Genomic DNA, 11,615 nt, shown 5'->3' on the forward strand with positions numbered 1-11,615 from the left:
GGCGCAAGCTCTTTGGTGAGTGAACCGCAGTCCACAGCCACGAATGGCTTGCCGGAACGTTTGCTTTTATCATGCAGATGGTGGGCGATATGCTCCTTGCCCGTGCCGTTCTCTCCGAAGATCAGCACACTCATATCGGTGGGGGCTACCAGCCTTATACGGTGCATGATTTTCCGGAAGGCGGAACCGTCACGGGCAAACACGGGCATACGGCTTCGCCCGATATTCCGCTCTTTCAGTATAGTACGGAGAAGAGGCACGAGTTTGTCCTCCACGAGTTGTTTGGGTATGTAGTCCAGCGAGCCGAGTTTCATGCTTTCCACCGCCGTATGCACTTCGGCATAGTCGGTCATGATGATGAACGGCTGCGTCATACCCTCCTTGCGCATCCAACGCAACAGGTCGATGCCGTCACCATCGGGTAAGCGCAGGTCGGAAACCACTATGTCCCCGTCAGCGGCTTGTTGCAGAAGTTTCCTTGCTGTCGAGAGGTGGAAAGCCTGCACGGTACGGAATCCCTCACGTACCAGCAGGTTGCAGACAAACTCGCAATACACGATATTATCTTCCACCACGATGATTTTTGTCTTATCCATTGTTGTATTTCTTCCTTTCTTCTTTTGCCAGCCGGATTATCTCCGAACCCTTATCCAGCACGGCTCTTACGGCATTGCCTATTGCTTTGTCGTCAGGTGTGCCATTGTGATGAGTCAGTTTATAAAGTTCCCTCAACGGTCTGTCGGCACGGAGTATCTCCCAAGAGCTGCGCAGGTGGTGTGTTAGGGCGTCCAGTTCCGGAAGGTCTTTCCGTTGTTCCGCATACCTGAGCGACTGCATTTCCTTTTCGGTTTCCGTTATCAATTTCTCCAGCATGACGGCTTCATTGCCGTATGACAGCAGAGAGGTGAAATCCGGCTTTTCATTCTGTTTGCCTTTTATGGCGCACTTGTCAGAAATCTCCATCAGTTCCGATATGGAGAACGGTTTGAGCAGGCATCCGGCAAATCCACGTTCTATAAGTTCCTCCTTGCTGCAACTGCTCGAAGCGGTTGTCACGACCACCGGAATGGTCCTTGAATTTCCCACGTTGGAAGCACGCAACAATTCCAATAACTCAAAGCCGTTTATATCCGGCATGTTCAGATCCGTAAGCAACAGACTGTATTCCTTTTTCCTTACCATTCCCATAAGTTCTGCCGCATCGTTGCAAGTGTCGCAGTGTATCCCTTCCTGTGCATACATTTCTTTCAGCATCAGAAGCAAAACTTCGTCATTATCGATAGCAATTACTTCATGGAATGTTCTGTTATGGTGAACTTGTGTTTTATTTATCTGTTCCGGCAGTTCCTCGGCTGTCTGCATGGGGATTTCCACCGTGAAACGGCTACCTTTGCCCTTATCGCTCTCCAGCCGGATTATGCCGCCGAGCATTGTCACAATACGCTGAACAATGGAAAGACCTAATCCGAAGCCGTCCTTTGCGGCAGCGTTGGACAAACGTTCAAACGCACCGAACACACGTTGCTGTTCCTCTTCGGTCATGCCCGTACCCGTATCTTTGACGATAAGTTTCAACATACCGTTATCATATCCCATTGTCAGAGAAACGCTACCATTCTCCGTGAATTTGATGGCGTTTGACAATAGATTATTTCCGATTTGCAGGATGCGTTCCTTATCTGTACATACAAAGGCATCCTTGTGGCAATGTATTGTCAGAGTCAGTCCTTTATTTATGGCGATTGGCATAAACTCCGTTTCGAGCGTATGTGTAATTGCGGAAATCCTACATGCGGAGAAATTAGGCTGTTCCTTGCCGTTGTCCAGCCGGAAAAAATTCAGCAGGGTGTTCAGCATTTCACGCATGCGGTCAGAAGATTCCTGAATGTTTCGGATATACGTCCCGGTTTTATCCGTATTGCAGTCTTTCCGCATCAGTCCGGCATAACCCGTTATTGCCGTCAGTGGAGAACGTAATTCATGGGTGATGGTATGAACGGCTTTTTTACGAGAGGCAATCAGTGCCTCGTTTTGTTTGATAGACTGTATCTGCTGTTCTATTAAATCCGCAGTTTCTCGTTTGTACCGTTTGATACGGGTGATATTTCGGTGGATGATTATGTAAGAGATTACCAATAACAACACAACGAATCCTGTCAAGCCACCTATCTGAATAAAAGAACTTTCACGCATGGCGGCTATTTCCGCTTCCCGTTTCTGTAAGTCTGCTTGAACTTTCTTGTCTATTTGAACTACCAGTCCTTGCAGTTGTCTGTTGAGTTCCGCATTTCGTGCAGCAAGACTGTCGGCGTGTTCCGACAAACGGCGGCTTTGTGCCTGTTGTTCAGCTATCATATTCCGATTAAGGGAACGCAGCATCGTAGTAGTCGCAGTTGGTTTCGCTTCTTCCTTTTTGCCAAAGATGCCTAAGAAACCCTTGCGCTTGGATTTCTTGGGCTGTTCCTGCACACTCTTCTGCACGATTACAGGTACTTGACTGGTTATCTTATCGTTGATGGCTTGTTGCTGTTCAAGTATCTGCACGATTTGGCACATCTGCCGTTCCTTGTCTTCGAGAAAATGGCGTACACTGTCTATGCGTTCTACCGGATAGATAGCTTTGAACCGACAAAGCATACTGTCCATTGTCATACGCCGAGCATGGTAAAGTCCTAAATCTTCATCATCCCATTCCAATATCGTTTCACCTAATAAAGAAAACTCTATCAAATGAATATGAATATTGTTTACCTCTTTTCGAAATTCATCGATCTCTCGGTTTTTGGCTTCCAGTCCCTCCATGTCTCGCCATTCGCCAAGCCATGTGTACATGATGCCGCCTACCAGCAAAGCTATTAGTAGATAGCCTATGGAAGTCAGCATACGGAAGTGTCTTGTTTCAGCGTTATGTCGATTCATGCGTTATTGCCATTGATTATTGATAATACAGCCCGTAGGTCTTTATAGGCTTACGGGCTGTATGGTCTTTGAAGCTCAGTCTAATAAAGATGCTATATCAAATTGGATTATAGAACATCCTCAATAGACAATTCAAAATTTCTTTCCGATATCATATATCTTTTGTAGATGTTCGGTATTTGAAATAGCCCCCTTCTCATTGACACTATTTACAAGATAATGGCCTCTGTTTTTCCATCCCCTATCTTGCGCAATGAGTTCAAAGGAACGCACTATACCGTCAAATACATGTGGGTCTTCCAACTCTCCACACGAAAGAAGCATACATTCCTTAATAGGCACATCTTTTTTACCTATGATGAAAGAATAAAACTTGTCTATGGCAGCTTTTATCTGGGTAGGAAACGAGTACCAATAAAGAGGGGTACAGAATATGATGACATCACTTTCTGCCATCAAAGATGCCAGTTCATTGAAATCATCATTAAAAATACAGGCTTTATTCTCCTTGCTAAAACAATTATCGCAAGCTCTGCATCCTTGAATATGTTTATGCGCAGTATTAAACTGCACAACACTGTTGCCCGCTTCGGATGCTCCTTTCGCAAAAGCGTCCGCCATAAGGTCGCTGTTACCTCCCCGTCGTGGGCTGCCGGTTAAAATCAAAATTCGTTTGCTCATATCCTTTACATTTATTCACCCATACGGAAATCTCCTACGTTGTCATGACTAAGAGTTATATCTTCGATGATGCTTGTGCATCCACCATGTTGCGGACACTGGCTGCTGATGCCGAGATATATTTGATCGGGATATTCATTACGATACAGACGCACCATATGCCACTCTTTTTTGTCTAATGAATAGTAGCTGGCGATAGTGTGAGTATCAGAAGATATTTTCATATAGACTGATTTTGCGTCTATCTTATCATGGTTATTGTCATCCGATGTACCTTGTGTTCGTACCGTTACGATGCGGTGGTTGCCATATTCGTCCTGCTCAAAGGCAAGTTTCTGCCAAAGTGTATCGTTGACATACACAAAAAGATCGGCGGCATTGTAAAGTCCATCAGAGGTAAACTCAGGGGTTACTTTAGCTGTCAGCGTGAATGGCTTTGTATTATCGGTCGGAATCAGTAACACAGGCAGTGTATTGTTGGACAGCTTACCCTCGTTAGGATCACAGAAGAAGTCAAGTCCTCCGGGACAGTTGAATTCCAATCCTCCGTCTGCAAGTATGGTTACACATGTATCTGCGCCATTGATGGATTTGGTAAAAGTGACATCTCCCACTTTTATCTCACAGTCTGTGATTTGGCTTGTTTCAGCCACTTTACCGGTCAAATCCGGTTCACTTGTTTTGGACTCTTTGTGCTGCTGACATGCAGCTAAAGAGAGGCATCCAACAAGAAATGCTCCATATAAAACGGTTCTTTTCATCTTTGAATCATTTATTATTCGTAATTTTGTGGCAAAATTAGGACTATTGGCGCAATCCCGCAATGGTGAAAATTAACCAATTCACTATGGAACAGGAACATCAACTAAAATCACTTCTGACTGAGCAGCAGTTTGAAGATGCTGAAAATAAGGAATTTATGCTTGCTCAAGCAAGAGCGTGCGCAAATGGTTATGCTCTTGCAACAGAAGGTATAGCAGTTGTGTCAGATTTTCAAAACAACGAATGTCATATATATTCTGGCAGATTCGGTCAAACTATAATGGACTTCCCGGAATATATGGTTGACCATACATCTGCCTTTGAAAATACCGTTTTCAGCCACGCGAATGAAGAAGAGCTTATTCAACGTCATATACTCGAACTTCGTTTCTTCAACTTTATAAAAGAACTTCCCATAAATGAAAAGACAAATTTCTCGGCTTCGTGTATCATCAGTTTCTATCGGACAGGGAGTAATGAGACAATAAAAATATTACATACAACGAGATATTTTAGTTGTAGCAACGGTGGAAGTGTCATTCTCGGTCTATGCACTTATTCTCCATACTTTGGTTCTCATAACAAACAAGACAGTATTATTGTAAATCTCGTGACAGGAGAAACCGTTAGACGAAACGTGTACGAAGCATGCGACCGAAAAATCCTTAGTCGGCGACAACTTGAAATACTATCACTAATAGCGAAAGGGGTGCCCAGTAAACAGATTGCAGACAACCTAAATATTTCCGTTTATACCGTTAATCGCCATCGTCAGGATATTTTAGCTTCATTAAAAGTCGCTAATACTGCGGCTGCTGTAGAAATCGCATTAAGAATGAATCTTATTTAATGAGCCCTCTTGCTTTATGATTGGTTAAAAATCAGTGTTGTACCAGTTATTATTGGTTCGTAATTTTGCGGGCATATAAAAGCGAAAAAGATGAATCAATTTGCTGGTAAATTAGAATTGGAAGCAGGCATAACAGTTCTGCAAAATGAATGTGAACGTATTTTTAGTTCTGTGCCAATTCATTTTGGTAAAGGCGTTTCTCTTACACACGGAGCTTCTATTTATTGCACAGGAGTTGGTGATGACATCTATATCGGAGATAATAATATCATAGGAGGAGAACTTATTTTGTTTCCGGGAGCAAGAATAGGCAATCGTTGTGTTTTTGGTACAGGAACTATAATTGTCGCGGGTAGCTTTAGTGTTGGTAATGGTTGTGTCATGTCACATGGATGTACCATAACCCAAGATGTTCCTGATAATTCGTTGGTAGTAGGCCGTAGAGGATTGATATTCAACAAATAATAGTTAATTCCTATTGCTATTGATGCGAAAATTGGTTAGAAATCAGTATTGTGCACATCTTTTGTCCTATCTAACTTTGCAACCGCAAATAAATCACAAGGAAATTGCAATTTAATAATAATCAAATCAATATCATAATGAAAAAATTAGTATTTATCGCAATCATTGCAAGTCTTGCAATGGCTGGATGCACCCAGAAAGAACCAGAGAAAAAAGCGGGAAATTCTGACAAGAAAGCTACAACAGAAAACGTTGAACTCGCCACATGCGACATCAATGTAGGAGGAATTCGTTTTACAAAGTCGAAAAACGGCGGAGAGAATGGCATCACACTTCTTGGCGACACGCTCAAATTTGTGGCCGGTCCTCAAACTGATTATTTCCGTTCCCCGGATGGAAGCGTAGTCAATAACTCTGCGGTCATCTTCACAGAGGTTGACAACACCAAACCTTTCACTTTCACGGCTAAAGTGCAGCCTGAATTCACTGAAACCGGAACTTATTCGGCAGGGGTGATATATGCTTATGAAAACGACACACATTGTCAAAAACTATGTTTCGAGCAGGATGAGTATGGCGATCACCGAGTGGTGTCAGTTCGCACATTAGGCACCTCTGATGACAATAACCATCAGGCAATCACGGCTCCATACGTTTATATGAGATTATCCTCCGATGGCACAACCCTTGGTAGCTATTTCTCAGAAGATGGTAAAATATGGCGTATGGCCCGACTCTATAAGAATGACTTTCCTGAAAAATTGCTTATAGGCATCAGTTCACAGAGTCCTAAGGATAATGAACACACCTGCCTATTCACCGAAGTATCTCTGACAGATAAACCTGTCGCTGACTTTAGAAAGGGTAATATAGCAGAATAATAAAACAATCGAATCATTTTCAAAGGCGCACACATATTCAAAATGTGCGCTTTTCTTATACCTTTAAACGATGAGTAAACATCCAATTATCGCAAATCGCACCGCTTTTCTCGTCATAGGTTGTCTTGAGGCTGCATGGGCACCTCTTGTACCGTATGTTAAACGTGCATTTAGTTTGGACGAAGCTTCCTTAGGACTTCTGATGCTTTGTACCGGGTTGGGTTCAATAATAGCACTTCCTTTATCAAGTTGGCTATGTGTGAGATTTGGCGCAAAACGAGTAGTTTATTTCTCCGGATTTTTAATGGCTTTTTCTCTATTGACGATAAGCCTATTGGCTAACTTCACCCTGACGGCTATAATGTTATTGGTATTCGGCGGTTGTACTATCACCATCGATGTTGCTGCTAATGTGAATGGTGTTGCAGTTGAAGGTCAGACAGGAAAACATCTGATGTCAGGATTTCATGGGGGTTATTCACTTGGTACGCTCATCGGTGCCGGTGTGATGAGTTCTCTTTTCGCATTCGGAATAATCCCTATGTGGTCGGTCGTAATATTTATGATATTGGTATTGGCTGCGATGATGGCCGGATGCCGTGACCTTCTATCCTCAAAGGTACTTAAAAGCAACGACCATCCGAAACAGGATGTGAATAAGAAATTTTATATTCCACCTATGGTGATAGTGGTCGGTTTGTTATGTTTTATCATGTATGCGTCGGAAGGTGCTGTAATGGGGTGGTCAGCAATTTTTGTTAGTCAAGAGCGTGGCATTGACATGTCCGTGGCCGGATTTTTCTATACCGCTTTTGCCATAGCAATGACTATTATGAGACTTTGCGGCGACAAGATCGTCGATCGATTTGGACGAAGGACTGTGATTAGCGGAGGGGCATTACTTATTTCCGCTGGTTTCCTGATTGTGGTATCAATTGATAGTGCGATCGCTTCTGTAGCTGGTTTTGCTATGGTCGGTTGTGGTGCGGCCAATGTAGTTCCTCAATTAGTATCTTTTGCGGCCCACATAAAAGGGATGGCAGTACACAACATCATTAGTTTTATTAATGCTCTTGGATATTCCGGTATACTTCTTGGTCCGGTTATAATCGGATTCATAGGAAAACGCTACGGTTTGCATGTGTCATTTATAGGTATTGCCGTGTTTGCTTTGATTGTTGCTATAATTTCATCTATAATATTAAGAAGCAAACAGATTACACTGCAAGTAGATTTGCAAAACGAAAGAGAAACTTGTTCGCTGTAATTCTGCAAAATAAGAAATCAGTGTGCAACGTATAAAAAAATTGCATTGCTTTTTTGTGTAACTACTCAGGTATCTAAATGTACCCAAATGCTTGATTATCAACAGTAGCAAACTTGTTGATTTACTATATTTCGATGAAAATCGGGCATTACGCAAGATTGACCTCGTGCAATAGAGTTGGTACTCAACGACTTTGCATAGCTGAGCAGTTACTTTTTTTGTTCTATTTTGTTAAATTTGTCTGTACCAACTTCTATCAGCCAATATCCAAAAGCGATAAGGATTATTTGTTATTGTGGGCAGTAACGAAAACAATGACGTTACTGCCCACAATAAAAGTTATATTTTTATCCCTTTCGGACGGTTATCATCCTTGATCTGAAAACCCGGTCGTCCGATGATGACATGGTCGGCAATGAAATTGCCTGACGGACTACGCTCATTCACCGGACTGCGAATCTGCGGAACATCTTCGGTGTGTTGTGGTGGCACGTTCCGTACATCTCCCGCATCCGGCTTGACCTCCTGTCCATCCTTTTCTTTTTCGGCAATTTCGGGCGTAGGCGGCGCAAGTTCCAGCTGTATCTTGCGGTCGAGCGCGGCAAGTTCTGACTTCAACTGTTTCAGTTCATCCTCCTTGTGACACAAACACCGTAGGTTTACAAGGCTTCCCGACTTTGGAGGGCAAGCCCAGCCCCCTGCAGGGGCAAGTGCTTTTCGTGGCTGCTCAAAACGTTTTGAGCGGCTGAAAAGACATCTTGCTGTGTTCATGTGAACACTAAAATCCGTCTGTGACGGATTGGGCAGATATCATTCAAATTCAGGGCGGAACCACCTGATTTAATCGAACAATGATTCAAAAGATGAAAGATCTGAATACATGAAAACCGAGAAATTCAAATACTTGCCAAAAGGATTTATCGAATAGCTGCCAAACCGGATATTGAAGAAAATAAACCAATGCTTGTCCGACAATTTGGTGATACATTGATTCAATGATTTCATGATGTAATGTTGTCACTCTCCAAACAACCAAAACTTTGTTTCACCACACAACTATATAGAGAACTATTAAATAATCGGATTATGAAATAGCCAGCCTTTCCGTTGGATTAGCATTCATGCGAAAAGAGCCGTTTCTGTATGATGTCCACGGACAATGGCTGCCGTATCAGCGCAATACGCTGCCACTTTCAGAGAAGCCATTGTCGGATAACGTATTATGTGTTCCTTTGGGGTAAAAAGAACAATAACATCAAAAGAAAAGTATATGGAAATCGTATCAATCGAAAGAAAGACTTTTGAGGCGATGGTCACCACGTTCGACCGTTTCGTCAGCCGCATGGATGCAATCTGCCGGCGGCATGGAGAAAAGACAATGAGCGAGTGGATGGACAATCAGGACGTGTGCCGGATGCTCAATATCAGTCCCCGCACGTTACAGACCCTGCGGAATAACGGCACGCTGGCTTACTCGCAGATAAACCACAAGACGTATTACCGTCCAGAAGATGTGCAACGTATAGTCTCCGTTGTGGAGGACAGGCGAAAAGAAGCAAAATTCAAAGGCAGGACTATTTAATCATTAAGTATAGTAATCACACTAAATCCAATGTTTATGAATGAACTGATTAACAAGGACAGCGAGTGGATAATCCACTTCATGGGCAGTCTTGACCGTCTGCTTGACGGCTTCGAGCATCTGACCGCCAATTACCGCCCGACATTGGGCGGTGAACGTTTCTTCACCGACAAGGAGGTGTCGGCACGGCTGAAAGTGAGCCGCCGGACACTTCAGGACTACCGTAACGAAGGGCGCATAGCCTATATCCAGTTGGGCGGTAAAATCCTCTACCGTGAATCCGACATCGAAAGGATGCTTGCTGACGGCTACCGCTCTGCCTATCGGCTGACAGGTACATGATTTTCTTGAAGGAGCGCAGTTTGCCGGATGCCCTATAATTGCGGAGCAATGGACTTCCGACAAAAGAAAAAAGGAACGGCTTACGGATGAAGCACCAATATCCTGCTTCGTCTGTAAGCCGTTCCTCTATATTCTCTGATTTTCCGTCAGTCGCTTGTTTCCGTTGCCGGATGCCTTTTTAAGCGTGTGGCAGGCAGTGGCAAGGTTTTCGGGCTGAATACGCTCAAACAGGTTTGAGGAAGATTCTGCCCGAAACGGCTCTGCCGCCCGACCTTGCCAATGCCTTCAAAGCCATACGCTACCTTTGCATCCGTGCATCGGGAACGAGCGGCTGGCGGAATAGGCTTCAACTATACCATAGGTTGTTGCCTCTGCCATAGGAAACAAACAACGTAACAGATGTTTCTTTCTTGGTCAAATTCATTTTGCTCATTACAAACCGCCTGAACAAAAGACTTCCTCTACTGCATACCCTGAATGCAACGGCTATGACCATTTCAAGGTTGTAAACGTCATAATTGATACCGTCCGGTTTTCTGATATATCGCATTGTATCGGTTTCATTCAGTTCCTTGTTCTTGTAGATGGCATGAATCGCCTTGCGGACATCACATGAGAACACTCCGAACAGGTCGGCAATCTCGAACTTGGACATCCATACGGGTACGGTTGGTATAATAATCGTACCTGTTTCACTGATTGTTATTATTCCTCTATCCATAGTCACTTCATTTTAGTTCTATCACTTGATTCACATTTATTTTTCCAACCGCTGTAATTTCCACATTTGAACACTCTCGACGGCATACCGTCATCGGGCAACGCATATTTGCCCTTGGTATTCTCAGACAGGGTTTCCAAATCCCTGCTCACTTTGTGGTTGGTTATTTCGGCATATATCTGGGTGGTGCGTATGGAATAATGCCCCATCATCTTACTGATGGTCTCTATCGGAACACCGTTGCTCAGGCAGATAAGGGTCGCGAAACTGTGCCTCGCCTGATAGAATGTCAAATGGCATCCCAGATTGCACTGTTCGGCTATGATTTTAAGGCTGCGGCACAGATTGCAGGTCTGCGGAACGTAAAACAATCTTCCGTCCTTACCTTCCCCTTTGTATTTTTCGATAATGCGAAGGGGTATGTCAAGAAGTTTGATATGGCACTCCGCCTTGGTCTTCTGCCGTGCAATGTGAATCCATTTGGAACCGTCTTCTTTCGTGATGATATTGTCTTCTGTCAGGTTTGCCAGATCAGCCCTGCCGATGCCCGTGAACACCGAAAAGACAAACAGGTCACGGGTATGGCATAAGCGGTAAGTCGGCAGTCGGGCATTGAGCAGCTTTTCAAACTGTTCCCTGTTCAGGTGGCGGTGGTTTACCGGCACTTTCTCAATCTTATGTCCGGCAAACGGGTCACGTTTCAATATATGTTTCTTCAACGCCAGCCGGGTCATCTTGTGCAGCAGGATAAGATAGTCATTGTAGGCAGAAACCTTCAACTGCAATACGGTCGAGAAATAGAATGTGAAGTCGGTCATGAACTTCATCGTCAGCGAGCGTAACGGAATATCCTCCAAATCATACTTGAATTTCAAAAAGTTGGATATATGCTTGCGAGTGGTAAGATAACGGACGTAGGAATGCCTTGTCCGGTCAATGCCCACACGTTTGGCATATTCCTCGTTATGCTCGTCAAACAAGGAAAGCAGCGTTTCCTTGACGTCTGATTTTCCCGTGACGGCATTCTTGATGATTTCAGCCGAGACGAAGCCGTAAGAATCCACGTTCTTTTTGTAAGCGGACTTCGCTTTTTCCTCCAATGCCTCCAACAATGAGTTCAGCCTGTTCAACTCGTTTCTTTTTTC

General features: G+C 43.8%; 13 protein-coding genes and 1 pseudogene. 6 read left to right on the plus strand and 8 right to left on the minus strand.

Annotation, left to right across the window (positions count from 1 at the left end):
* From BWI44_RS06780 to BWI44_RS06795, 4 genes are all read right to left on the minus strand, one after another.
* The coding region (locus BWI44_RS06780; protein ID WP_286812408.1) for a sigma-54-dependent transcriptional regulator at positions 1 to 596 on the minus strand (596 nt) is incomplete at its 3' end.
* On the minus strand, positions 589 to 2,919 hold the full coding sequence (locus BWI44_RS06785) for a hybrid sensor histidine kinase/response regulator (protein ID WP_195209471.1): 2,331 nt from the start codon (positions 2,917 to 2,919) through the stop codon (positions 589 to 591). The genes BWI44_RS06780 and BWI44_RS06785, both read right to left, overlap by 8 nt.
* 132 nt (positions 2,920 to 3,051) lie before the next feature.
* Complete coding sequence (locus BWI44_RS06790; RefSeq protein WP_005678299.1) at positions 3,052 to 3,600, minus strand: flavodoxin family protein; 549 nt, start codon at positions 3,598 to 3,600, stop codon at positions 3,052 to 3,054.
* 11 nt (positions 3,601 to 3,611) lie between these two features.
* A complete protein-coding gene (locus BWI44_RS06795) occupies positions 3,612 to 4,361 on the minus strand; it encodes a DUF1349 domain-containing protein (protein WP_005678300.1) in 750 nt (249 codons plus the stop codon).
* Between the two features lie 86 nt (positions 4,362 to 4,447).
* Between BWI44_RS06795 and BWI44_RS06800 the strand changes: the two genes are divergently transcribed.
* The 4 genes from BWI44_RS06800 to BWI44_RS06815 all read left to right on the plus strand — a co-directional run bounded on the left by BWI44_RS06800 (position 4,448) and on the right by BWI44_RS06815 (position 7,825).
* Positions 4,448 to 5,212, plus strand: a complete 765-nt coding sequence (locus BWI44_RS06800; protein ID WP_032855315.1) for a response regulator transcription factor — start codon at positions 4,448 to 4,450, stop codon at positions 5,210 to 5,212.
* Positions 5,213 to 5,302: 90 nt separating this feature from the next.
* Positions 5,303 to 5,677: an acyltransferase gene (locus BWI44_RS06805; RefSeq protein WP_005678303.1), complete on the plus strand. Its 375-nt coding sequence runs from the start codon at positions 5,303 to 5,305 to the stop codon at positions 5,675 to 5,677.
* A gap of 179 nt (positions 5,678 to 5,856) precedes the next feature.
* Positions 5,857 to 6,558, plus strand: a complete 702-nt coding sequence (locus tag BWI44_RS06810; protein ID WP_229036206.1) for a DUF1349 domain-containing protein — start codon at positions 5,857 to 5,859, stop codon at positions 6,556 to 6,558.
* A 70-nt stretch (positions 6,559 to 6,628) separates the two neighbouring features.
* On the plus strand, positions 6,629 to 7,825 hold the full coding sequence (locus BWI44_RS06815; RefSeq protein ID WP_005678306.1) for an MFS transporter: 1,197 nt from the start codon (positions 6,629 to 6,631) through the stop codon (positions 7,823 to 7,825).
* 339 nt (positions 7,826 to 8,164) lie between these two features.
* Here BWI44_RS06815 and BWI44_RS06820 read toward each other — a convergent pair.
* Positions 8,165 to 8,464: pseudogene (locus BWI44_RS06820) on the minus strand (hypothetical protein); the annotation flags it as partial.
* Positions 8,465 to 9,095: 631 nt separating this feature from the next.
* On the opposite strand from BWI44_RS06820, the gene BWI44_RS06825 reads away from it, so the two are divergent.
* Both BWI44_RS06825 and BWI44_RS06830 read left to right on the plus strand, forming a co-directional pair.
* On the plus strand, positions 9,096 to 9,407 hold the full coding sequence (locus BWI44_RS06825; protein ID WP_032855605.1) for a helix-turn-helix domain-containing protein: 312 nt from the start codon (positions 9,096 to 9,098) through the stop codon (positions 9,405 to 9,407).
* 36 nt (positions 9,408 to 9,443) lie between these two features.
* Positions 9,444 to 9,749, plus strand: coding sequence for a helix-turn-helix domain-containing protein (locus tag BWI44_RS06830; RefSeq protein WP_005679684.1), 306 nt, complete (start codon positions 9,444 to 9,446; stop codon positions 9,747 to 9,749).
* Positions 9,750 to 9,895: 146 nt separating this feature from the next.
* Here BWI44_RS06830 and BWI44_RS06835 read toward each other — a convergent pair whose 3' ends face one another.
* The 3 genes from BWI44_RS06835 to BWI44_RS06845 form a co-directional block, all read right to left on the minus strand.
* Positions 9,896 to 10,099 (minus strand): hypothetical protein, encoded by a 204-nt coding sequence (locus BWI44_RS06835; protein WP_195209472.1) that lies wholly within the window; start codon positions 10,097 to 10,099, stop codon positions 9,896 to 9,898.
* Positions 10,096 to 10,470 (minus strand): virulence RhuM family protein, encoded by a 375-nt coding sequence (locus tag BWI44_RS06840; protein WP_055204596.1) that lies wholly within the window; start codon positions 10,468 to 10,470, stop codon positions 10,096 to 10,098. The genes BWI44_RS06835 and BWI44_RS06840 overlap by 4 nt, the downstream gene beginning before the upstream one ends.
* Before the next feature lie 2 nt (positions 10,471 to 10,472).
* A partial coding sequence (locus tag BWI44_RS06845) for a site-specific integrase (protein WP_286812459.1) occupies positions 10,473 to 11,615 on the minus strand: 1,143 nt, incomplete at its 5' end.

The sequence above is a fragment of the Bacteroides sp. Phil13 genome (assembly GCF_001940965.1).
Lineage (GTDB): Bacteria > Bacteroidota > Bacteroidia > Bacteroidales > Bacteroidaceae > Bacteroides > Bacteroides intestinalis.